Annotated in this window: 11 protein-coding genes; 6 read left to right on the top strand and 5 right to left on the bottom strand. The window is 60.2% G+C overall.

Annotation, left to right across the window (positions count from 1 at the left end):
* The first annotated feature begins 110 nt into the window (after nucleotides 1-110).
* The 4 genes from J3U87_RS30660 (at nucleotide 111) to J3U87_RS30645 (ending at nucleotide 9,278) form a co-directional block, all read left to right on the top strand.
* A complete protein-coding gene (locus tag J3U87_RS30660) occupies nucleotides 111-758 on the top strand; it encodes a peroxiredoxin family protein (protein ID WP_237379610.1) in 648 nt (215 codons plus the stop codon).
* A 412-nt stretch (nucleotides 759-1,170) separates the two neighbouring features.
* Nucleotides 1,171-2,532 carry a DUF1501 domain-containing protein gene (locus tag J3U87_RS30655; protein WP_237379609.1) on the top strand — a complete coding sequence of 454 codons (1,362 nt, stop codon included), beginning with the start codon at nucleotides 1,171-1,173 and terminating at the stop codon, nucleotides 2,530-2,532.
* 11 nt (nucleotides 2,533-2,543) lie between these two features.
* Nucleotides 2,544-4,631, top strand: coding sequence for a DUF1549 domain-containing protein (locus tag J3U87_RS30650; RefSeq protein ID WP_237379608.1), 2,088 nt, complete (start codon nucleotides 2,544-2,546; stop codon nucleotides 4,629-4,631).
* Between the two features lie 1,065 nt (nucleotides 4,632-5,696).
* A complete protein-coding gene (locus J3U87_RS30645) occupies nucleotides 5,697-9,278 on the top strand; it encodes a serine/threonine-protein kinase (protein WP_237379607.1) in 3,582 nt (1,193 codons plus the stop codon).
* 103 nt (nucleotides 9,279-9,381) lie between these two features.
* Here J3U87_RS30645 and J3U87_RS30640 read toward each other — a convergent pair whose 3' ends face one another.
* Nucleotides 9,382-11,787 carry an efflux RND transporter permease subunit gene (locus tag J3U87_RS30640; RefSeq protein ID WP_237379606.1) on the bottom strand — a complete coding sequence of 802 codons (2,406 nt, stop codon included), beginning with the start codon at nucleotides 11,785-11,787 and terminating at the stop codon, nucleotides 9,382-9,384.
* Between the two features lie 353 nt (nucleotides 11,788-12,140).
* On the opposite strand from J3U87_RS30640, the gene J3U87_RS30635 reads away from it, so the two are divergent.
* Nucleotides 12,141-13,946: an ATP-binding protein gene (locus J3U87_RS30635; RefSeq protein ID WP_237379605.1), complete on the top strand. Its 1,806-nt coding sequence runs from the start codon at nucleotides 12,141-12,143 to the stop codon at nucleotides 13,944-13,946.
* Between the two features lie 524 nt (nucleotides 13,947-14,470).
* Here the strand turns inward: J3U87_RS30635 and J3U87_RS30630 are convergent.
* From J3U87_RS30630 to J3U87_RS30620, 3 genes are all read right to left on the bottom strand, one after another.
* Nucleotides 14,471-16,660: a TonB-dependent receptor plug domain-containing protein gene (locus J3U87_RS30630; protein WP_237379604.1), complete on the bottom strand. Its 2,190-nt coding sequence runs from the start codon at nucleotides 16,658-16,660 to the stop codon at nucleotides 14,471-14,473.
* Between the two features lie 547 nt (nucleotides 16,661-17,207).
* A complete protein-coding gene (gene cdd / locus J3U87_RS30625; RefSeq protein ID WP_237379603.1) occupies nucleotides 17,208-17,633 on the bottom strand; it encodes a cytidine deaminase in 426 nt (141 codons plus the stop codon).
* Nucleotides 17,630-18,463 carry a purine-nucleoside phosphorylase gene (locus tag J3U87_RS30620; protein ID WP_237379602.1) on the bottom strand — a complete coding sequence of 278 codons (834 nt, stop codon included), beginning with the start codon at nucleotides 18,461-18,463 and terminating at the stop codon, nucleotides 17,630-17,632. The genes cdd and J3U87_RS30620 overlap by 4 nt, the downstream gene beginning before the upstream one ends.
* A gap of 459 nt (nucleotides 18,464-18,922) precedes the next feature.
* Here J3U87_RS30620 and J3U87_RS30615 point away from each other — a divergent pair, with 459 nt between their 5' ends.
* Nucleotides 18,923-20,572, top strand: a complete 1,650-nt coding sequence (locus J3U87_RS30615) for a NupC/NupG family nucleoside CNT transporter (protein WP_237379601.1) — start codon at nucleotides 18,923-18,925, stop codon at nucleotides 20,570-20,572.
* 51 nt (nucleotides 20,573-20,623) lie between these two features.
* Here J3U87_RS30615 and J3U87_RS30610 read toward each other — a convergent pair whose 3' ends face one another.
* On the bottom strand, nucleotides 20,624-23,014 hold the full coding sequence (locus J3U87_RS30610) for a CaiB/BaiF CoA transferase family protein (RefSeq protein WP_237379600.1): 2,391 nt from the start codon (nucleotides 23,012-23,014) through the stop codon (nucleotides 20,624-20,626).
* Nucleotides 23,015-24,058: the final 1,044 nt, after the last annotated feature.

Genomic DNA, 24,058 nt, shown 5'->3' with positions numbered 1-24,058 from the left:
CGTCGCTCACCTTCCTTTCCCCACATCAGGTTTTTGGGTGTCGTTCATCCGGCATCGGTACTCCTGGAGGGTGGCACCAGCGGTGATCGATCGAAATCAGGAGGCGTTGGGTGAGACATGTTGTGCGCGTGATGCTGTTTTTCTTCCTCATCGGTCTCGGATGCCTGCCTGTTTCAGCCCAGACGGGCGATTGGCGGATACGCGAGATTCAAGATCGATTCAAAAAGATCGAAGCGCATTGTTCGGCGCTGGAGCTCGAACAGGTGCGGACCCAACTCAAATCGCTTGGTGATGAATATCCCGAGGTGAAACGCGAATCGGCCTTTCAGAAAATGGCCTCGGACATCACCTTCGTCGGCAAGGATGCCGGGTCGCTGAAAGTCAAGATGTGGTTTCAGGGCGAGGCCAAGTTCGAGGATTCGCCGGTGACCCTGGTGCTTTTCTGGGAGGAATGGTGCCCCCATTGCCGCGACGAGATCGGACACATTCAGGACCTGTTTCAGCGGTACCACGAGAAGGGTGTCAACGTGGTCGCGCTGACGCGCATCACGGAGAAGTCGACGGTGACCAGTGTGATCTCCTTCCTGACCGAGCGCGATTTGACCTTCTCCATCGCGAGGGAAGACGGCACCATGAGCGATCGGTTCGGGGTCTTCGGCGTTCCGGCGGCGGCCTTGGTCAAAGACGGCAAGATCATTTGGCGGGGACCGCCGAAGCTGCTCGCCGACCAGACGCTCACGACCGCCTTGTCCATGTGACGCGCGTCCCGAAAAAAGAAAACCCGCCAGGCTGACCGAGATCCGGTTCATGGTCGGTGCTCGTCGGTGGACTGGCGGGGATGGGCTCGAGCCGTGTGTCGTTCGGTGTGGCGTGTTCGGGTGGGACATTCAGGACTCGGCTTTCCCGCCACAAGCCTGGAGCGAGTACGCCGTGCGGCCGCGATTACCGGACTGGCGGGACCATCTTCGGCCGATGCGGAAAATGGACCCTTGGTGCTGCGAGGGGCCGTTCGCGGGTGCTTCCCCCATTCACGGAGAATTCCCGGAAAAAAGCGGTGCTTCTAATGTGGCATGGCCTATTTTTTAAATAGGATGCTTCGTGGGCTCGTCGGGGAATTTTGGCCGGCGCCCGTATTGCGTTATTGATTCACCCAAAGACCTGGAGGGCAAGATGGATCGACGTGACTTCCTCGGTGGCCTGGCGCGCACGCTCGGTGCCGGCGCCGCACTGAGCTTCCTGAGCACCAATCAACTGGGCGCCGTGACCTCCCCACGAACCTGGCGACCCGCCCATACCACCCATGGTGCGAAAAACACGCGCAACTCCGCACGGAACCTGGTGTTTCTGCTGCTCGACGGCGGCGCCAGCCACGTAGATACGTTTGATCTGAAACTGCATCGATCCACGCCCACCTTGCTGGGGGCCGAAAACATCGGTGGCCTCATGTGGCCCAGCGGCATCATGCCCAAGCTTTCCAAATTGACCGACCGATTCTCGCTGGTTCGCTCCCTCACGGCGATCGAAGCGGTCCACGAGCGGGCCATCTACCATTTGACGACCGGTCACCGCCAGGACGCCTCGCGCATCGATGAAATTCCCCATATCGCCTCGGTGATGTCCTTCAAGCTGGCGGACCAGCGGCGGGCCGGCGACACCTTGCCCACGGCGGTTCGTTTCGGATTCACCCTCGCCGACAACGGCTTCTTTCCCATCGAGGATCGCGGTTTGACCCTCGATGAGCGGGGCCAGATGGAAAACCTGCAGCATTTCATCGAGCAGCCAGAGGCGCGTTTCGGGATGTTGAACGATCTGTTGGCCGAAATACCGGATGGCGAAAACGCCCGTGCACAGCGCATTCGCGTGCAGCGCCAGGCGCAACGGTTGATGAATGATCGCGAACTCCATGCACTGCTCGGCGCGGTCAACGAAGAGGAGTTCGAGACCGAAGACGAAAATTACAGCAGTGCCTTCCGGGCCCAGGCCGAAGCGGTCGTTCGCCTTTTGGATGCGGACAAGGGTACCCGCGTAATTCAAATGGCTTTGGGTGGCTGGGACCATCACGACAACATCTATGCGCAGGGTGCGCTGCCCGAGTTGGCCGGCGCCCTCGACGAGGGTCTGGCCCACCTCATCACCGGTCTGGAAGCGAAACCCGCCAAATCCGGGACCGGTACGCTCCTGGACGAAACCCTGATCGTGGTTGCCGGCGAGTTCGGTCGAACGACCGGTGATCTCAACGGCTCCGCCGGTCGCGACCACTATCCCTACGCCATGTCGGCCCTGTTCGCCGGCGGCGGGGTCCGACCCGGTCGGGTCATCGGGTCGACCAGCGCAGTCGGCGATTACGTCCTCGACCAGGGCTGGTCGCACAACCGTCTCATGGGCATCGGCGACCTGCTCGCCACGCTCTATTCCGCGGTGGGCGTCGATTGGACCGAATCCTTCACCGACACGCCGTCGGGGCGTCTCTACGAAATCGTGCCGACCGTGCGCACGGGTCAGCTTTACGAAATCGACGGGCTATTCGCGTGAGGGGGGATACGATGCACGTTTTGGTACACCGACTGATGATTCTCGCCTGCGTCGCGATGATGGGCGCCGGGGTCTTTCAAGCCCGCGCCGGTCAATCGCCGAGCGTTCCCACCGCGGCCGATGTCATGGCCTCGGCCGTTTCCAGCCAGGACCTACGCCGCGACAAGGCGGTTGCCATCGACGACCGCACCTTCATTCGGCGCATGTCGCTGGATCTCACCGGTCGTTTGCCCGATCGCGCCCGCACCTCCGCCTTCCTTGCCGACACCCGAACGGACAAATACGCCCGCCTGATCGACGAACTCATTGCGAGTCAGGCCTTCACCGAGCGCTGGACGACCTTTTTCGGGGATCTCTTCCAGAACACCATGCTCATCGAAGAAAGCGGCATGTACCGCAACGCCTTCCACAAGTTGTTGCGCGATCAGGTGGCGGCCAACACGCCCGTCGATGCCATGATGCGGAGCATCATCGCGGGGCACGGTCTCGCCAACGAGCCGGCGTCGGCTTCGGTCTTTTGGGCCAAGGAGGCCTTTGTCGAAGGGTTTCGTCCCGATTACATCGACGACACCGCGGCCATCATGAGCCAAACCATGTTGGGCATTCAGATCGAGTGTATATCCTGTCACGACGGGCAGGGTCACCTGGAGACCGTCAACGTGGGTCTGTCCCAAATGAAACGCAAGGACTTCTGGGGCCTGGCCGCCTTCCTCTCCTCCGTCTATTTCTACCATCCCGAAAAGTTCGAGGATGACGAGGCCAAATGGGCCAAGGAAGGCGAGGAAGAGGATGAGGAAGATGGTGAAGAGGGTGAAGACGGCGAAGATGACGACGGTGAAGATGACGAAGGTGAGGAGGGCGAAGAAGAGGAAGAGGAAGAAGATGAATTCGCCGAAATCCACCGTTTCTACAGCCAGATTCAGGTGGTCGACATGGATCGTCCCGGTTTCGATCCCCGCTCCGGCTCGCTGCTTCCGATTCTCGAATTCGACAGTTTCGAGTACAACCTGGACCCCAAGCTCTACGACGGGCAGTATCATGCCGAGACACAGCCCGGACAAGGCATGCGGCCGGCACGCCGCGGTGGCGTCATCGCGCCGAAGTATCCCTTCACGGGTGAGCAACCCAGAGCCGGTGAGGGGCGTCGCGAAGCCCTGGCCCGCATCCTGACCGCCGATCGTCAGTTCGCCCGCAACTGGGTGAACCGGATTTGGGCCCACTTTTTCGGCGAAGGGTTTGTCGAGCCTCTGGACGGCTTCGACCTCACCCGACTCGATCCGGAGGTGGCCCAAGCCAACGGCACCACCGTGCAGCCCAAGGATCCCTACCTCATGGAGTACTTGACCGACTGGTTCATCGATCACGGTTACGACCTGCGCGGTCTGGTCCGCCTCATCGCCAACAGCAAGCTCTACCAGTGGAACTACGCCGATTACGAGCCTGGCACCGCGCCGTCCGGAAAGCGCTGGACCTACTGGCGCGACAACAAGCGCGTGCGGCGGTTGGATGCCGAGACGATCGTGGACGGGATCTGGCAGGTCCTGGGTCGTCAGCCGACCTACGTGGTGGCCGGTATGGGGCGCACCCCCTACCACAGCGCGTGGGCCATGCCGGATCCGACCGAACCCAGCCCCTTGGCGTTGGCGACGTTGTTCCCGAACTACGAGGAAGGCGACGAGAAAACGGCGGAATTCCCGAGTGTGGGCAAGGTGGAGGTGGAAGAGCTGTACCTCTACATGTTCGTGGCCCAGGAGCTTCAGATCTCGTTCGGACGCGGCGACTACTTCCTGTCGCGTGCGCGGGACAACGAGAGCACGGTCCAAAACGCCCTGATGATGATGAACGGGTTCCCCATCGCGATATTCATGGAATATCCGGAGATCTCGCCGCTCGTCATGACGCTCAGCCGGCAATTGGCAGAGGAGGCCATCACGAAACGACAGATGGCGACCTACCTCTTCGAGGACGTGCTGTTCCGGTCGGCTACCGAGCGGGAATTGCAGGCGGTGCTGCGGGGAATCGAACGTGCCGAGCCCCTCGAGGCAGTGGTGGACACCTTATGGGTGTTGTTCAACCATCCCGATTTCCTCTACCGCTGAGCCAACCTTCGACCGAGAGCCCGTGGCATCGCATGCAGTGCGATGAGCGGGCTCTTTTCTTTTAGGAATTGCGAAGATGGGATTGGCGCTTCGCCCGTTATCGCTGTTGGGTTTAGGGAAATGAAACATGAAGCCAGAAAGTTCAAAAACCAGGAAACGCTTGGTTGAAATGAGTGATCCTGTGGAACCATTTCGATGCAGTGGACTCCGGAAGATTTTTCTCGATAGAGATGCATGATCAGGCACCGTGTCATCCAAAGGAAATCCCTCGAGTTCTCCCCGCTCGTTTCGGCTTTGCCTGGGTTCCTGATTCAGGTGCCAGGATGGGCACAAGCCACAGACCGAAAGAACCCAGCACCCGACAGAGACCCACCTTTCCCACCGGGAACAGTGATATATCTCGCGGATAGCCGACTCGGCCGACCATTCGTGGTCAAGCCCACATGTGCGCAAAAACCCGAAAAAGAGTTCAACAGTTGGCATGCTGTCGTCTAGGAGTTACCAAAAACGTAATTAGTGGGTAAAACGCCCTGGGAAAAGATGGGAAAAACTCCAGTTTTGTGGTGGTTCTTGTCCAGGATAATGAGTCGTGTGTTGGAAATAAAGAACTTATGCTGTGCCAGCTACCTTGGCATCCCCATTGCCTTTATACCCACTCGAAAGCGGGAACTCAAACCCCCGGCGAAGCCCCTGAGCAAGGCCGACCCGGACTCACGGGTACGAGTTCACCACAGAGCAGCAAAGCAATCAGACTACTCTCAAGCTTCAACACTCCCACGATTGAAGCGTAAGTCTCCTCTGATTATTTTAGCCCGGCTACGGCCGGGCTCTTTTTTTTCTGGTTGCGACAATTTCAAGGCGCTCCTTTTGTTGCCGAAGTATGAGATAGAATGTGGGCAGTTCGTTCGGTAGTCGATGCAAAGAGGTTCGACCGGCCAATCCTTGGCGGCGATCGACGCAATGGACGCCCCATCGAGCCTGATACCCTTCTCGCTCGTTTTGTTGACGGCCCGACGAGGTCCGGTCGAACGCCAAGGTCTCCCGCGCCAATCGGTCAGAGGTCCTATGAAGAAAGAAACCAATGCCACGGCGGATGAGCAGGGGAAGGAGCACCAGCGGAAGGCGACCCTCGCTGCCGTACCGATTTGGGGTGCGGCCAGGGGCGCTCAGGCTTCGGGTTCCGCGCAGGCGCCCGTGAACGAGGACGCCATGTGCGAATCGGCATTCGGTCCGGGTCGGGAATTGGGGCCCTATCGCATCGTGCGTCAGGTGGGACGCGGCGGCATGAGCCTGGTGTATTTGGCCGAGCGAACCGATGTGGCCGACAAGAAAGCCGCCTTGAAGATCCTGCGCATCACCGAGCCCGACATCAAGCGTCGTTTCGACCAGGAACAAATGATCCTGGCGCGGCTGGACCATCCCAACATCGCCCGATTCTACGATTTGGGCACGACCCCGGAAGGCAGTCCCTGGCTCGCGCTGGAATACGTCGACGGCGTGTGGATCACCCAGTGGTGCGATCGCCGGAAGCTCAACGTGCGCGAGCGCATCGAATTGTTCCTGCTCGTCTGCGACGCCGTCAGCCACGCCCACCAGAACCTGATCATTCACCGCGACTTGAAACCCGGCAACGTCATGGTCAACGATATCGGCGAGCCCAAGTTGCTCGACTTCGGGATCGCGGCGATCCTGAACCCCGATACGGGCACCCAGCAAACGCTCACCCACGCCGCCGGCCCGGTCATGACCCCGGCCTACGCTTCGCCCGAACAGTGGTTGGGTGAGCCTTTGAACGCCGCCACCGATGTGTACTCGCTCGGGGTCCTGCTGTTCGAGCTGCTGACGGGAACCCTTCCCTACGAGGTCACCTCGCGGTCGCCCCTCACCGCCTATCACATGGTGGTCGAATCGGACGTGCCCAGTCTGGCCTCGCGGTTCACCGGCACCTCGGGGCAGGTCCGGATGCACGCCGACAACCGCAACGTGGATCCGATCAAGATGCGTCGGTTGCTCAAGGGAGACCTCAATTTGATCGTGGGCAAGGCCCTGCGCAAGAACAAGGGCGAGCGCTATCCCTCGGTGGAGAACTTCGCCCAGGACCTGCGCAGTTGGCTGTCCGGCGACACCATTCGCGCCCGGCCGATCACCTGGCGTTACCGCTTCGCCAAGTACGTCCATCGCAATCGGTTTCCGCTCGGTTTCGGGCTGAGCACCATCCTGATCCTGGCGATGTCGCTCTGGGTGGTCTGGCACGAGAAACAACGGACCGAAACCCAGCGGGTCCTCGCCGAGCAGGAGCGCGCCACGTCCGAAGAGATCACCGACTACATGGTCTCGCTGTTCAAATACGCCGATCCGGCCAACAACATGGGCGAGACGATCAGCGCCCGCGACATGCTCGAATTGGGGCGTGACCGACTGACCGGTGAGTTGGAGGGTCGCGATTACGTTCGAGGTCGCTTGCTCATGACCATGGGCGTCGTCTACCAGGGGCTCAGCGATTTCGAGGAATCCGAGCGGATGTTGCGCGAGTCGGCGGACTTGATGCGCAAAGCGGGTCGCCACGGCTACCTGGTGGAAGTGCTGACCAACGCCGTCCACACCTATTCCTACCTGAACCAGATCGACAAGATGGAAGCCTGTGTCGCCGAGGCGATGGACATCGTGCGCAACCATCCCGTCGGAGAAGATCGACGGGCCGATGCGCTGATGTCCATGGGCTTTTCGCTCTACGTGCAGGGCGAGTACGAAGAGGCGGAGCCGTGGTTGCTGCAGTCGCTTCAAGTCATGGAGCAGCATTATGGGCCCGACCAGCCCGAGGTGGCCACGGTCCATTTTTACTTGGGCAGCAACAACCACTACCTACGCAATTTGAAGGAAGCGGAGTATCACTACAAAAAAGCGGTCGCGCTTGCGGAAGGGGCCGATGGCATGCATCGGGCCTATCTGCTCATCTACAAAGACGCCTATGGCGGGGTGCTGCGCGACCAGGGTCGCTACGAGGAAGCGGTGGCCCTGATCGAGGAAGTGATCGAGGCCAAGAAGAAAATCTACGGAGAGGATCATCCCTACACGTTGCAGAGCATCGGCAACGCCGGGTTGATCGCCGAGTCGGCGTTCGACATGGCCAAGGCCGAGCGATTGCAGCGCGAGGTCCTGACCAAGATGGGGGCTCGATTCGGCAAGGAGCACTACCTCTATGCCCTGGCTCTTTCCGACCTGGCGAGGGTCATCACCTCGCGCGGTGCCTACGAGGACGCCGAGGAGCTCTTTCGCGAAGCGATGGCGGTCAACACCTCCATCTACGGCCCCGAACACCACCTGGTCACCTCCGATCGGCTGCGGCTGGCCCGGGTTCTCCTGTCCCAGCACAAGGTGTCCGTGGCCGAGCGCCTGTTGAACCAGGCCCTCGAGTACTTTCACCGCGAGGAGGGGGAGGACAGCGTCAACCTCGGCAGTGTCTACTTTTCCATCGCCGATGTGCACAAGGTCAACGGCGACTTCGATCAGGCGCTGCGCTACAGCGAGAAGGGGCGCGATCTCTTTGCGGCCCATTTCGGCGCCTCCACCGATTACGGGCTGAGCGCACGTGAGAATGTGGCGCGCCACCTGGTCATCGCCGGGCGCCTGGCCGAGGCCGAACCGTTGTTCGACGAAATTCTGGCGGAAGGCGAGGTGGAGCGGCCCCGCCTGCGGTCGCTCAAGCTGGCGGACGATGTGGCCAAGCTGCGGTATCTGCGCGGCGAGGCGGCCGAGGGGCTGCGTCTGCACGACGCGGTGCTGGCCGAGGCCCGTCGTTTCGCCACCGAGCGGGACGACCTCGGTGTCGCGTCGGTGTACGAGACGCGCGCAGCCATCCTTGCGCGGTTGGGGCGGTTCGCCGAAGCCGCCGACTTGGCGAGGGAGTCGGCGGACATGGTCGCCAGAATCACCGAGGAAGACCACCTCCTGATGGTGGAGCCCCTGGTTCAGGCGGCACTGATGGAAGGATTGGCGGGCCGGATGGGCCGGGCCTCGAAAGACATGGCCGGCGCCGAGCGGGCATTGGCCGAGGTCGATGCGACCGAGTCGGCATTGCCATTGACCCTTCGCGCGGCCAAGGCCAGGCTCGCTTTTTACCGAGGCGACCTCGATCAGGCCGAGGCTGGCATGAAACGCGTGATCGAAGAACGGCGCAACCTGTACGGCGAGGCCTTTCCGTATCTCGCCGAAGACTACCTCTCGTTGGCCAGAGTCCTGTTGGCCACACGCGAGGCGGCGGAAGCCCAGCGCTGGCTCGAAGCGGCAGATCCGTTTTACCGTGCGATGGAACGCGAGAGCGGCATGTTGACCGCCGAGCTGAAGGTCTATCGCGCCGACGCCGCGGCTTGGCAGGACCGTTGGGACGAGGCCGGCAGCCTGCTGGACGAGGCCCGCGCGGTTTTGGAGAAGCACCGCTCGCCCAACCATCCGGCCTTGATTCGGGCCCAATTGGTCTCGGGTCGGCTCTTGGCCGCAGAGGGCCGGTTGGACGAAGCCTTGTCGCGGGCCGAAACCGCGATTCAGCGACTGAAGGAGCTGCACGGCGCCGACTCGATTTGGGTCGGAGACGCCCGCGCCCGCTTGGCCGACATGAAACAGCTCGCCGAGGTCCCACGCCCGCGCTGAAACGGGTTTCGAATGGGTCGCCCTCGAGCTGCCCGAAACCCGCCTGAACCCGGCGAAACCCAGGACACTTCAAGCATGCCAGTTGTGCGCGTCTTCCCGGGGTTCAGGCCGTCGCGTCGATGGCTTCTCCGCCGGGGGCGGCCGCGGTCGATGCCGCTTCACCCATGCCGACCATCAGGGCCGGTAACAGCGTCCCATCGGTGACCAGCGCGGTGGTCAACACGGTCGCGGACATGATCCCGAAATTGATGTTGGGCACGAAGGATGCGAATGCGAAAGTTCCGAAACCGGCCGCGAGGATCAGGGTGGTCACCAGCAGGGCGGGCCCGGTATGGGTCAGCACCTGAGCCACCGCCACATCGCTTTCCAGGCCCGCTTTCCGCCATCGCAGGTAGTTGGTCAGAAAATGTACGGTGTCGTCGACCGCGATGCCCATGCAGGTGCTGAACACCAACACCGTTCCGATGTCCAGGGGCTTGGAGGACAGCGTCATGAGCATGCCGCCCAGGATCAAGGGAATCGTGTTGGGAATCATGGAAAGCAAGCCGATTTTCCACGAGCGGAGCACGAAAACCATGAGGATGGCGATCAGGACGACCGCGAGCCCGATCGATCGAATGAAGGCCCGGACGACGTGGCCGTTCATTTGGCTGTACAGCGGCATTTTCCCCGTGAGCGTCGCGTCGAGACCGAGCTCCTTTGCCTTGGCCATGATGACCTCGAACTCTTCCAGGGAGCGTGCGGTCTCGTGAATCGAGGTCATGATCGTAAGTCGCAGCCGCCGGTTGTCCAGGGACATGCGGTTGTTGAGATCCATGCCGGGCGGAAGGCTCAGGGTATAGAGGAACAGTTCCTGGGCGACCAATTCCCGGTCTTCCGGAATTAGGTAGGCCGCGGGATCCTCACCGTGGAGGGAGCGGTTGGATTGTTTGATGATGTCGGTGATCGCGATGGTCTTGGTGAGTTGGGGGCGGGATTCGGCCCATTCCTGGAGCTCTCCGACCCGCTTCAGAAAAGAGGGGTCCTTGATGCCGTCTGCCTGGCCACTGTCGATCGACAGTTCGATGGCCGAAGTCCCGCCAACCCGATCTTCCATGAACTGATTGGCGATGCGGAGGTGGGTTTCGGGCGCGAAGTAATGGTAGGCATTGGCGTTGATATCGTTTTGGAAGGCCGCGATCAGGGCGACCAGGGTGATCAGGCCGTAACCCGCGATCACCAGCTTCCCGTTGTTGCGCAACCAACGCGCGTAGCGCACCGCCAAGGGGTGGGGCGCGTTGGGCTTGTGGCGTTCGCTGTCGCCGCGGACCTTGATCGGCAACAAGGACAGCAGCGGGCAGAGAATCAAAATGGTAACCAGCCAGGCGAAGAGGGTGCCCACGCCGGCCAGCACGCCCAACCCCACAATCGGGACCAGTTCGGCCGTGGCGAAGCTGAAGAAACCGAGCATGGTGGAGAAACTTGTCAGCAGGGTGGGCGTGAAATTCTTCAGTAGGGTTTTTTCGACCCCGTCGACGGGACCCAGCCCGGATTTGCGGTATTGAAAGTAGGTGACCAGGATGTGCACCGAATCGGCGATGGCGATGGAAATGAGGATTTGGGGAATGGTGGCCGTCAGGTTGTTGAACTTGAAGCCGGTCCAGCCTGCAAATCCAAGCGCCATGAAGATGCTGGGGCCAATGACCACGAACGGCAGAAGCACGCCCGAGACCCGCCTGAAGGAAAAAAACAGGAAAAGCACGATCGTGGCGAGCAGAATGGGCACCATGATCCGCAAATCTCGTTGGGTCACGTCCTTGAAGGATTGATTCACGGCCGCCGAGCCACTCACGTAGATTTGGTAGTCGCCGGGCCCGCGATAATGGGGCAGGTACAAATCGTCGAGAAAATCGTCCGTGAGTTCGGGGTTGTGGGCATAGGTGCGCAACATCTTTCGAATGCCGTTAACCACGACTTCGAAATCCGGGGTACCGCCGATCGCGGGTTTCAGGGTGCCGAAGATCAGCGCGGTACGGCCGTCTTGGGAAATCAGGTAGCCCGGCAGGATCTCGTGATCGAGCGCGATCTGGCGCCGCCGCTTCAACAGTTCGGCGGTCAGCGGCTCGTCGTCCGGGAAAAACGGGTCGACGAACATGTCGTCGCCTTCGGCATGGACCCAATTGTAGTTCGCCAGGGAATCGACCCGGATCATCTCCGGAATCTGCCAAAGATCGTCGGTCAGGCGTTGGAGCAGTTCGGCCGATTCGACGTCGAAGATCCCGGATTCGCTGTGCAGGGCAAGGGCAACCGTTTCGTCGTTGCCGAATTGGCGTTCGAATTCGTCGAACGTCTTCAGGAGGGGATCGCTTTCGCGGAACCACATGCGATAGCTGAAATCGGACTGAAGGCGGGGCAACCCGGTGACCATCAGTGCGATGAGAAGCACACCCAACGCCATCGATGTGAAGGGGCGGTCGACCAGAAAACGGCTCGCCGCCCGTACGAAACGGTTTTCCTTGGGAGACTGCATGATGGGATGCTCCATACCTGAACGAGAAAGGTGATGTCATAAGAGATAAAAGCGATCTCGAGGGCCTTCGGCCAACGCCGAGCCCATCCGTCGGCACCGAATAGGTCGCGGAAGCTTACGACGGGGTATCGGCTATTCAACCATAGAATCCCCTCGCCCCGCCAAACCAAAAGGAATCGAAGGAAAAAGTGATTTTCGACTGGCGGCGCCCTGTCGGACGAGGGTCGCACCCCTCGCCACTCTTCAGTCGGTGCGGGCTTTTCTACCTGACCCCCATGGGCGAGAGCGAGTACAATGGACCAAAAAGTAAGCGAATTTGCGGAATGACCGACATAACTCATTAGGAGTTATCCATGCCCGGCCCCTCGACCCTGAAGGTCGTCCTCCTCACCGATTGTCCCGATGTGGAAGCCTCTCTCTCCGCAGCCGTCTCGAAAGTTTCCGATCTCGAGGTGGGATTCGAGGTATGGTCGGCGCCGCTGGCGGTCATACCCGAAGGTGAATGGCCTGTGCTCTTTTTGGCGATGCGCGATCCGGCCAAGGCCCTCGTCCAGCTTCAGGTGATCCGCAACGCCCCGGTCTGCAGCGGCACCCGCATCAGCCTGGTTCTCGACGATCCCGTTCGGTGCCCGCCGGAAGCGGTGCTCCGACTGTACGATGTGAGCGATGTGCGCGCCAGCGCCGACATTCACCCCAAATCGCTGTGCCATTGGATCCGCAATGCCCTTCAGCAGTATCGCGACCAGCGGGAACGGAAGGTGATCGACGAGATCCTGGGCTTGGGTCGCCTGGCGACGGGCACGGATTACGTGAAGCTGATCGTCCAGAATCTCGCCCGGAAGCTCGGCTACAAATACGCCTTCGTCGGGCGCGTCCTCAGCCCGCCGCGCGAGCGAACCGTGCGCACCGTTTCCCTCTGGTCGGGGGACCACTTCGTCGAGAACTTCGAATACCAGTTGGATGAAACGCCCTGTGATCAAGTGCTTTCGGGTCGGCGCGTCTGTGTCTACCCGATTTCGGTTCACCGTACCTTTCCCAACGATCACGAATTGAAGGAAATGGGGGTCGTGTCCTACATCGGGTGTCCGATTCTCAACGCCGACGGCAGCTTGCTCGGACTTCTGGCCTGCCTGGACACGAAACCGATGACCCGGGTGGAGGAACACAAACCCATCATCGAGTTCTTCGCCAGCCGGGCCGGGGTGGAACTGGAGCGCCAGGATTCGATGGACGGGCTGCGAAAGCTGAATGAAATCCTGGAAGAACGGGTGGCCAAGCGAACCGAAGAGCTGGAACAAACCCACAAGGTAATGGTCGAAATCGCCCATCGCGCCGGGATGGCCGAAATCGCGACCGGCGTGCTCCACAACATCGGCAACCTGCTCAACAGTGTGAGGGTGTCCAGTGACCTGATCAAGATCGCCGTGGACGATTCCCACCTGCCGCTGATCCACCGCATCAACGAGATGATCGAAACCCATAAAGGCGACCTGGGTTCCTTCCTGGATCACGATACCAAAGGGACATTGGTGACGGAGTGCTTGGCCCAGCTCGAGCTGGCGCTCTCCAAGAAATTCGATCTGCTCGGTCACGAGTCGGGCATCATCCTCAGCCATACCAAGACCATCTCGCAAGTGATCCAGACCCAGCAAGCCTATGCGGAAGGACCGGCCTTTCTGGAATCGGCCGATCTCAACGACCTGGTACGCATCACCTTGGAGTTGATGATCGGCAGTCTGGACCGGCATCGGGTCAAGGTGATCTGTCACTTCGGCGACGAGATTCCCGTCACGGTTCAAAAGGCCAAAATGATTCAGGTGCTGGGCAACCTGCTGCAGAACGCCAAGGAAGCGGTACTCGCACTGGACAAGAGACACCGCAAGATCGTGATTTCAACCTTCACGGCCAGATCGGGGCGTGCGGGACTCTCGGTCAAGGACAACGGGGTGGGATTCACGGCTCCGGAACGGGAGAGACTCTTCAAATTCGGGTTCACCACCAAAGAGACCGGCCACGGGTTCGGCCTTCACTCCAGCCATATTTTTTTGAAGGACATGGACGGCACCCTGACGGCCGAATCGGCCGGCAAGGGGAAGGGCGCCGTGTTCACGCTGACCCTGCCGATGGCTCGGAACGGCCGGATCGAGCCGGCGCCTTGAGGCCGGATCCGCTCAGGGCGCTAGAACGACTTTATGACGGAATTTTCGACCAATGGGCCGATTCGAAATCTCGACCCTATGTTCGAACTTTATGAGTCTGTAGCATGAGGGCCGCGGGCCAGCGGGCATACCCAGCTCGGTTTCGAGAAACAAACAACCCGAAGCGAGCCGATTCGGAGAGCCCGCACGCGCGCAAGAGACGTAAAGCCTGTAGGTGGAGCAGCTTGCTCCACCAATCGAAGCGACTGGGTAAAGATCGAAATCGATCATCGAAAGATCTGGAGCCCCGAATTACCTGCTTCGCTCTATTACCACTCGATCTTGCGAAGCCTGGGCTGCTTCGAAGTGTCGGCCGGGCCGGCCAACCTACTGCCGCGCCGACACTTAAAGCATACGGGAACTCTGATCATGGGTCACTTCGACATGTTCAGTCAGCGGGCTTACCGCCCCTGCTGCGCCGACGGGGCACCGCGAATCTCTTGACAATAATTCACTCCAGACGGATTCGTTTCAAACGAGTACCGTCAATAGCGATAGTTGATGCCGGCGATGACCTGGCGGCGTTCGGTCGTGATGCCGGCCGGGGCGAAGCTGTGCAGATCGCCGAATTGCGGATGCGCGTCACCGACGTTGATGACGGTGAGCGAGCCGCGCACATTCTCGCGAATCTCGTAGGCTCCGTGGAGGTCGACCACCGTGGCATCCTCGAAGCGAAGCGTTTCTAAAAATGGCACCCCACCGGGAATACCGGGGAAGGGGAGACTGGTCGGATCCTGTTCCTGCCAGTCGGTGCGGTGCCACATGTTGGCGGAGATCGAAAGCCGCTTCTCCATGAAGTGCAGTTGAAACCCCGCGTTCAGGCTCCGCTCCGGAATGGCGCTGACGGGGAAGGCCTCGCCCGCCAAGATGTCTTCGACTTCCACCTGACTGAAATTCACGTAGAAGTCGTGCCCCTGACGACCCTGATAACGCAGTTCGGCCTCGATGCCCTTGCCCTCCCGCAACCCGAAATTGCGGAATTGGGTCTCGCCCGGGTTTTGCGGGTTGGTGTTGGTGGAGATCTGGTTGATGACCTGATCCACGTCGTACTGGAACCCCGTCAGGGAAAAGAACCAATGCTTGTTGGGTTGCACGTTGCACTGCAGTTCGTAGGTTTCCAGTTCCTCGGGTTCCAAGTCGGGATTGGGGATGTAGATCGTGAACGATTGGTTTTTCTCGGAAAAAGAGGGCGCCCGAAAGGCCTCGCCATAGAGTGCCTTGAGGTGGATCGCCTCGCTGAGGTGATAGACCACGGCCAGGCGGGGATTGAAGGAGCTTCCGAAGTCGTCGTAATCGTCGAAACGCGCGCCGAGCGTCAGGCCCAGTTTTTCGTGCGGTGTCCAGGTGTGTTGGGCGTAGGCCGCCAGGATGCGGCGGGTCCCGGGGAGAATGACGCTGCCGTTGTGATAGGCGGGCACCACCTGGTCCCGCGGCGGAACCGGGGGAAAGGTCACGTGCGAGAAGGTCGCATCCTGTTCGTCCCGTTGGTAATCGAGACCGACGACGAGACTGTGGCTTTCGCTGGGAAACCAGCTCAGGCTCAGATCGGAAAAGGTGGTCTGGGTGTCGCGATCGTAGAAGAACGACGCGCCGATGCCGGTCCCGCTGTAGACCCAAGGGCCGTGAGAGGCATTGGCGCCGATTCGGTAGTTCGTGAAGTTGTGGAAGTCGTTGTAACCGCTGAGCCAGGTGAGCGAAAGCCGATCCGAGAAGGCGCGCTCGTATTTCAGGGAAGCGCGCACGAAACGGGCCTTGTCGCGGTTGCTGAAGACGTCCTGGCCCAAATCGAGGGCCACACCCTCGGATACGATGTGGGGATCCTTGGGAATGCCGTGCCCCCAGTTGTTGCGCTGCTTCGTATCGGCGTACTCGAAACCGATCGTGAAGCGAGAGATTTCCAGGAACAGATCCACAGTGAACATCTGCTTCGCGTCACCCGTCACCCTATCGGAGAAGGTGGCCGAGGGCACGAACGCCGGACCCTCCGGGAACTGGCTAAAGCCGTTTACGGGAATGTCTTCCAACTCGTTGTTGACGAAATCCAGGTCGATGCCCAGCCGCGCGTGTGGCGAGAACTGGCGGCGCAGCGTGGCGCTGGTGAACCAGCCGCGGTGATCACCGGCACGGAGCGACACGCGGTTGTCTTCCTGGTCGCGGTCCGTGATGATGTTGATCACGCCCACGAAGGCGTTGGCGCCGTAGAGTGCGCTTCCCGGGCCGCGAATGATTTCGATTTGTTTGATGTGCCCCACCGGATAGTCCGGTGTGAAGGTGACACCGCCGCCGGTGAAGGCGTCGTTCATGCGTTTGCCGTCCTTCAGAATCAAGATATCTTCCGAGTTCAGCGAGAAGGAGCCGCGCACCAGAATCGTGGTGTTGTACCCGTTTTGAAGGCTTCGGGCCACGGTGATGCCGGGCACCATGCTGAGCACGTCGGCCAGGGTGCGGGCGCCGCGGCCCTGGATCTGTTCCCGGGTGATGACCGAGACGATGCCTGGCGCATCGGCCGCACTCACCGCGATTTTGGAAGCGGTCGTGATGGAAAGCGTCAGCAGTTCTTCGAGGGAGAGGTCGACTTCGGCGAAATCGTCCTCGAAATCGGCTGCGATCGAGGGGCTCGAAATGAGTAGGCAAAGTGATACCACCCAATACCTTACAAGCGCTTGACAGGTCATGGCTCCATCCTGTTGCCGAATCCGATGCGGCACCGGTCTCGGGAATGTAGAAAAGGTAGCTTGTGGTGATATTTTAGGTATCGGAAAATGTCTGGAGATTATTTATTACAAGATGTGACGACGCCGCTCATTTCGAGAGATGAGAGCTTTGCAATCAAAGGTGAGAATTTGGATGTGGGTCCGCGGTTCGGGTCGTGGCAGATCTGACAAGCCGGTCTGGATTTCTACGGTCGGCTGCTTCCGACGCGTCGAAGCGACCCGCGCGAATGCGACTTGGCGCTCATCCAAAAACAGGGTTTTTCTGGAAGTGCGCCTTTGAATCGGCCGATTTGTCAACGCCGACCGGTATCGGCAGCCAGGTATTCGATGTCAGCTAAATACCTTTGAACACGTATCTTGCAAATGCCTGGCGGCTGAGACCCGATACCGTGCCCAGCCAGTCAAACTACCTTGGGCGTTGTCGTTCTATCGTTTTTGGATGGGCACTACCTGGGCGCCGGGGCCCGCCGGCGGATCGATCGCCGCCGGGATGCGTTTGTAGCGGTGCCTATTTCGGTGCGTCGGCCAGGTCACGGCCATTGAAAGCGTGGGGCAGTAACTCGCGATGCGGCATCGACATGGCCACCTTGCCCGGCTCGTTGGAAAGCACGATCAGCGTGTCTTCGGCCGCGAACTCCTCGATCACCTGGCGGCAACTGCCGCAGGGACCTGCCGGGCGCTCGGCCTTGGCCGCGATCACCACCTTGCGCAAGGTCCCCGGCTTCAAGGCGCCTTCGCTGACCGCCTTGACGATGGCGGTCCGCTCGGCGCAGAGCCCGCAGGTATAGTTGGCGTTTTCCACGTTGCAGCCGGTAAACATTTGGCCCTTGTCGTTTTCGATGACGGCGCCGACCTTGAATCCGGAGTAGGGGGCATGGGCGCGATCGCGTGCCAGCCAGGCGGCTTTGACCAGGGTTCTTTCCTTGATACTCATCGCGCCTTCACCCACGCTTCCACCAGCGATTCGAAACGTTCACTCATGCGGCTGACCACGTCGCCCACATCGTCGTGAGAGAGCTTTTCGTCGGTGATGCCCGCGGCCTCGTTGCTGATGCAGGACAGCCCCAGGACGCGCATGCCGCAATGGTTGGCCGCGATGACTTCGTTGGCGGTGGACATGCCCACCGCGTCGGCGCCCCAGGCGCGGAACATGCGGATCTCGGCCGGGGTTTCGTAGGAGGGGCCGGTTACGGAGATGTAGACACCCTGCTTCAAGGTGATGCCCATTTCCTTGGCGACCGCCAGCATCGCTTCCGCGTATTCGGGGTCGAAGGCGTGGGTCATGTCCGGAAAACGCGGACCGAATTCGGCCGCGTTGGGGCCGATCAAAGGGTTGGTTCCTTGAAAGTTGATCTGGTCGCGGATCAACATGATGTCGCCCTTGCGAAAGTCGAGGTTGATACCGCCCGCCGCGTTGGACACGATCAGGGTTTCTACCCCCAGTGCCTTCATGACGCGGATCGGGAAAATGGTCTCCGAGATGGAGTGACCCTCATAATAATGATAGCGACCTTGTTGGCAAACGATCTGGTGACCCGCAAGGGTGCCGAAAATCAAATTGCCCGGGTGGCCCGCCACACTCGTCGGCCGGAAATGCGGAATGTCTCCGTAAGGTATCGTGGCGTTCACCTCGATGCGGCGTGCAAATTGGCCCAAACCCGAACCCAACACGATGCCGATTCGCGGGTTGAAATTGGGAACCCTCTCCATCAAAAAGGCTTTCGTTTCTTCTGCCTTCCGCCATGTGTCCTGTGTTTCCGTCATTTCCGGTTTCCTCCTACCTTCTCCCTTTGGAACCGTTGGATCGTTCGCGGCAGATCGGGGAGGCCCGTCGCCCCGAGTGCCTTGTCCCCACGGGTTTTCAGCTCGAGTGACCGAGATGTTCGGATGCCTCGGGCGACAGCGATGCCGGGTGCCGAGAAACGCGAATCGCGTGCGGCTCTTGGCTTCGTGACGGGGTCCTGATCGCCGGGCTAGGTCTCGAGAGCCCTCTACTTTAGTTGGTTTTCCCCCGATTGCCAACACCCAAATCTCGCGCCCCGATCGGCCTCGTCCGACGCGTAGGGGTTGGCATCAGCGGAAAATCATTGTGACAAGCACTTTGGCCATGGGGTAAACTCTCCACCTACTTGACATCAAGGTTTGGTCATTGCCGATTGCTCCGTGGCGGAAACCGTCCTTGTATCGATGACTTTTGGACCCTGGAGATTTGGGAGTTTCTCGATGAGATTGATGAGTTTGGTGGGGTTGATCGCGCTGCTCTTCATTGCGTGGCTGCTTTCTTTCGATCGGTGGAAGGTCAATGTGAAGCCGATCTTGTGGGGAATGGGACTTCAGTTCACTTTTGCCCTGATCATTTTGAATCAAAACGACTTGAGCTTTGCCGGCATGGCCCTTTTGGGCCTGTTGCTGGTGAATTTCTGTTTGCGCAAGGTCAGTCTCGGCTCCGGTGGCGCCGAGGCGGGACAGGAGGGTGCCAGCCGCACCACGGAAGCCGCCGTCTTCAGTCTGGGTGGTCTGGTTTTGGGTACCGCGGGGTACTACCTTCACCAGGTGTTCCCGGTGTGGATCCTGGTCGGGTTGTTGCTTTCCGGCATGGTGATCAACGCTTTTGTGGTGAAACGGGAACAGATACAGCCTTGGCTTTCGGCCGGTTTTATCGCGCTTCTCGTTTCCGGATTGATCGGCGACCGTCTGTACGGTCAGGATCTCTTCAGCAAATTCAGCGACGGCGTCACCTACTTTCTGGGCTTTTCCGATTTCGGCGCCCAGTTCCTGTTTGGCAACCTCGCCGATCGCAACCATTTCGGTCCGGCCGATCCGTTCCCTGGATTCGGGTTCCAGTTCGCCTTCGTGGTTTTGCCGACCATCATCTTTTTCGGCGGGGTCATGAGCGTGCTCTACTACCTGGGCATCATGCAACGCATCATCGAGGCCATGAGCAAGTTCATGCGTTGGACGATCGGAACCAGTGGTGCCGAAACCCTTTCCTGCAGTGCCAACGTGTTCGTCGGGCAAACCGAAGCCCCGCTGTTGATCAAACCCTTTTTGATGAAAATGACCAACTCGGAACTGCTGACGATCATGGTCGGCGGGTTCGCGACGATCGCGGGCGGTGTGTTGGCCGGATATATCAACATGGGCGTCGACGCCGGCGATTTGATCGCGGCCAGCGTGATGTCGGCACCTGCCGCGCTGGTCATCGGCAAGATCATCTTCCCGGAATCCGAGCACTCCGAAACCGCCGGCGACGTACCGTTGCCCAAAATCGATGTGGGCGACAACGTCCTGGAGGCGGCGACCAGTGGCATCAGCGACGGCTTCAAGCTCGCCATGAACGTCGGCGCCATGTTGATCGGTTTCATCGCCTTGATCGCGGTGTTGGACAGCATTCTCGCGCTGTTCGACGGACTCATCGACGGTCGCATCCTGGGCGGTGAGTACTACGATTATGAATTTACCGGCTCCTCGCCGGTGACGGGCGAATACGCGGGTTGGTTCCCGGGTTCCCTTCAAACCTTCTTCGGACACGTGCTGCGACCACTCGCCTTCCTGATGGGCGTTCCCTGGGAAGACGCCCCCGCGGTGGGCAACCTCCTCGGCGTGAAGCTGAGCCTCAACGAGTTCGTCGCCTTCGGCAGCCTCGGGCACTACATCCAGGAAGGTGTGCTTCCCGAGCGTGCGGCACGCATCGCCACCTATTCACTCTGCGGTTTCGCCAACTTCAGTTCGGTGGGTATTCAGATCGGCGGCCTGAGCGCGCTGGCGCCCGAGCGTCGCGGGGATTTGGCCCGGGTCGGACTGCGCGCCATGTTTGGCGGGGCTTTGGCTTCCTGGACCACGGCCACGGTCGCCGGCATGTTCATGGGCTGAACGGGATGGGTGACGGATGGCACCTGCCGCTCGCGGCGTCGTGGCCGTTCGTCACACCGTCCAAATCACCTTGTCGCGCTTCAACGATTCGATCTCCTCGGGATTCATGCCCAGGTCGCGCAAGACCGCCTCGGTGTCGGCGCCCAATTCGGGTGCCGGGCCGCGCATGGTTCCGGGAGTACCTGAGAATTTCAGCGGAATACCCGCGCCAAAGAAACGAAGACCCTTTGGCGGGCTCGGTTCGGGCAGCATGCCGCGGGCCTGGAGTTGGGCGTCCGCCGCGAGTTCCGAGGATGTCAGGATCGGGCTGAGACAGGCGTTCGCCTCTTCGGTCAAGGCCACCCAGGCGTCGCGCGTGCGCGTGGCGAACAGGGCGCTCAGCTCTTCTCTCAGGCCTTTTCCTGCGATACCCATTTCGAAATGCCGTCCTACCCAGTCCGGTTTGCCGACGCACCCGCAGAAGCGTTTCCAAAACTTGGGTTCCAACATGCCGAGCGCAATCCATTTGTCGTCTTTACATCGATAGACGCCATAGGCCGGTAGCCCGCCGGAAAGCAGATCCACCGGGCGTTGTTCGCCTCCGGTGGCGGCTTGCATGTGGGCGAGCTGGAGGCTCAGTAGCGGCAGGACACCGTCCAACATGGCCACGTCCACGTGCTGGCCCTTGCCCCCCGCGTCGCGCGCGCGCAGCGCGGCCAGCGTTCCGATGACGGCCATGTAGGCCCCGCCCGCGACATCGGCGACCTGGGCGCCCGGCAGGATCGGCGTGCCGTTCCCGTCGCGATTGCCGTCGAGAAGACCGCTGTACCCGATGTAGTTGAGGTCGTGGCCGGCCTTGTCGCGATAGGGACCGGTGTGCCCGAACCCGGTGACGGAGACCTGGATCAAGCGTGGGTTGATGGCGCTGGTGTTCTCGAAATCCAGTCCCATGGCAGCCATGACCCCGGGTTTGAAGCCTTCGATGAACACGTCGAACTCGGGCAGCAATCGGCGAATCACGGCCTGGCCGCGTTCGTTGCCGGTGTCGATGGCGAGACTTCGCTTCGAGCGGTTGACCGCCAGGTGTCCCGCCGCCTGATCGCCCACGAACGGTGGGTATTGGCGCATGTGATCCGGGCGTGCGGGATCTTCCAGCTTGATGACGTCGGCTCCCATTTCGGCCATCAGCATCGTGGCCAGTGGGCCGGGGTAAAGGCGTGTGAAGTCCAGGATCCGCACGCCCGTCAAGGGCCCTTTTGCGAGGTCCGGCTCCGATGGGGCCGGGGTGGCGGCCGACCTGATCGGCGTCTCGACCTCGGGTTTCGCATTGGGGATGGGCAGGTTCGCGAAAAACGGACCCTGGGGGCTGAAGCTGGGGACCCAGGTTCGCAGCCAGTCGCTCGAGGCCATGAGTGTTCGCGTGCCCTTTTGCCAGGCGGTGGTGGTCTCCTGGACCTGGTTCAGGATCCAAATCGCCGTATGCCTCGTTTTGTCGGCAGCCATGCGCGTGAGATCGGATATGGCGGTGGCGAGCGGTTCCGCGCCATCATTCTGAAGGGGGGTGCGGACGAGGGCGAGGTCCGCGAGGGTGCGGGCCGCGAACCATTCCCGCTCCCATTCGAAGTTGGCGCCCGAGCCTGCCGGCCCCATAGGCGTGTTGGCCATGATCTGGCTGGCCATGCCCGAGGCGACGAAACACCACCAAAGTGCCAAAAACTCGCTCCCCCCGTTTCGAAAGGTCGGATCGCCCGTGGACCATGTCGCTACGAGCTGGGTTCCCTCGATCGCCAGAGATTTGAATTGCCATCGCGTCACGGTTCCCACCAGCGGCGCGTCGCCTTCCGTTGCCGCCCGACAGGTTTCGGGCGGCTTCACCAGCAACCAAGCACTGCGTTCTTCGGACGATTTCGTGGCCGAATGGTCGGTGAAGGTGACGGGCAGCAGCATCGGTGTGGATGTGGGGCCGGGGTTCACCGCCACGCCGTCGAGCACCCATGCGCCCGTCTGAGTTGGTGAGGGACTCAGGGTCAGGGGTTCGTCGTGCCACGGGCGGCCGAACACACCAAATCCCGATTCGGCCGATGCTGCGGGTTCGCGTCTGGTGCCGAGTCCGATGCGAAAGGCGATGTGTTCGATCGCGAGGGCCATCGAGGGATGCCGAACCAGGAGCGCGCCGAGCCCTTCCGCCAATCGACAGAACGAGGCGGGATGCCATGTGAGGGACCCGGTATTCGTGGCGTTCTGTTCGGCGGATGGCTCGATGTCGTCCATCTCACATTCGTGCCAGAGTCGGTTCAGGGTCGTGACGGAAATCGCGCAATCGGCATCGGCATGAGCCAAGCGTTCCAGAAACAGGGAGATCCCGGCCGGTTCATCGTGGGCGACACGGGGGAATTGCGCGGATCGGAAGCGGTCGGCGGCCGGTATCTGGTTTTTGGGGGCGTGATGGGTATGCTGGGGCAATCGCGGCTCCTGTCGTGTGATCGATTCGGGATTCGTAGTATGGGGCGGAAAACACCACATTGTACCCAAGTTCGACATGCGCCAGAAAGTTTGTTTTTTATCCCGATTCGCGGTGTGTGGGGCTGTTCGACGCGGAACGCCACAAGGAAACGGCGTATCATCATGATTTTTATAAGTTAATTTTTTTTAAATGTTTACGTGGTTCGTGCCGTTAGCGTTCTCGATGGCTCGGTCAAGACTGTGGTTCGCTGCGTGCAATCGACGGACACCATGTGGCCCTGCCTCCAGACAGCCACCGAAGATGGTTCATCTTGCGATTGGAGCCATCGAAACCTTTCAGGGTGGGCCCAATAGCAGGAGTTGCCATGGAGGATCTTTGTTGAATATCGTAGCGCAGTGAAATTTCGTAGAGGGTTGAGATTTCATATTGGATTGGATTCTTTAAGATTGGGATCGGTCTTCAGCCACATATGCGCATTGCGTCATCAAATCGGCAACCGTTCCAAGAGATGGAGCTGTGGTTGAGAATGAATGGTTAATACCAAATGGGAAAAAGAGTATTGATGTAATTTTCCGAAAATTCTTCTACCTGCCAAGTTCCGCGTTGTCTTTTGGGAAGGTTTTTGGTAGGTTCGTTTCGAAGATTTGGAGATACAAATGGAATTCAGACTATGGGGGCAGGGAGCACTGAGCGGCCCTGCTGGTTTCAAGTGGCGGATGATGCGTCCCCCTTCCTCGCACGGCATCACGGGGAAGTCCCCAACTCAAAGAAGCCGAGTCGTTTCCAATCTCCCCAAAAGCTGAGGACCACAACGGCCGGGGCGTAACGGCCGCTGCAATCGGTTGCGCTGCAATGGCGCAAAAATGACGGTGTTGTTCGATGTTTCGAAGATACAGGCGTGCTCGTTATTGAAATTTCTCCGAACGAGAGTTCATCTGCTTGGTGCTTGAATTTTTTCAAGAATTAATGAGTACTATCCGATGAGCTTTTGTGCGTTGGTGGGCAGATTTGTAAACGCTTGAAAACGCACAGTGTGTACGGAT

The organism is Sulfidibacter corallicola (assembly GCF_017498545.1).
GTDB classification, from domain to species: domain Bacteria; phylum Acidobacteriota; class Holophagae; order Acanthopleuribacterales; family Acanthopleuribacteraceae; genus Sulfidibacter; species Sulfidibacter corallicola.
This window is presented reverse-complemented; position numbering and strand designations above follow the sequence as displayed.

Bases quoted from the DNA above. Each gene is read 5' to 3' on its own strand.
- J3U87_RS30655 (WP_237379609.1), top strand. From the start codon at position 1,171: ATGGATCGACGTGACTTCCTCGGTGGCCTGGCGCGCACGCTCGGTGCC.
- J3U87_RS30650 (WP_237379608.1), top strand. From the start codon at position 2,544: ATGCACGTTTTGGTACACCGACTGATGATTCTCGCCTGCGTCGCGATG.
- J3U87_RS30645 (WP_237379607.1), top strand. From the start codon at position 5,697: ATGAAGAAAGAAACCAATGCCACGGCGGATGAGCAGGGGAAGGAGCAC.
- J3U87_RS30640 (WP_237379606.1), bottom strand. From the start codon at position 11,787: ATGCAGTCTCCCAAGGAAAACCGTTTCGTACGGGCGGCGAGCCGTTTT.
- J3U87_RS30635 (WP_237379605.1), top strand. From the start codon at position 12,141: ATGCCCGGCCCCTCGACCCTGAAGGTCGTCCTCCTCACCGATTGTCCC.
- J3U87_RS30630 (WP_237379604.1), bottom strand. From the start codon at position 16,660: ATGACCTGTCAAGCGCTTGTAAGGTATTGGGTGGTATCACTTTGCCTA.
- cdd (WP_237379603.1), bottom strand. From the start codon at position 17,633: ATGAGTATCAAGGAAAGAACCCTGGTCAAAGCCGCCTGGCTGGCACGC.
- J3U87_RS30620 (WP_237379602.1), bottom strand. From the start codon at position 18,463: ATGACGGAAACACAGGACACATGGCGGAAGGCAGAAGAAACGAAAGCC.
- J3U87_RS30615 (WP_237379601.1), top strand. From the start codon at position 18,923: ATGAGATTGATGAGTTTGGTGGGGTTGATCGCGCTGCTCTTCATTGCG.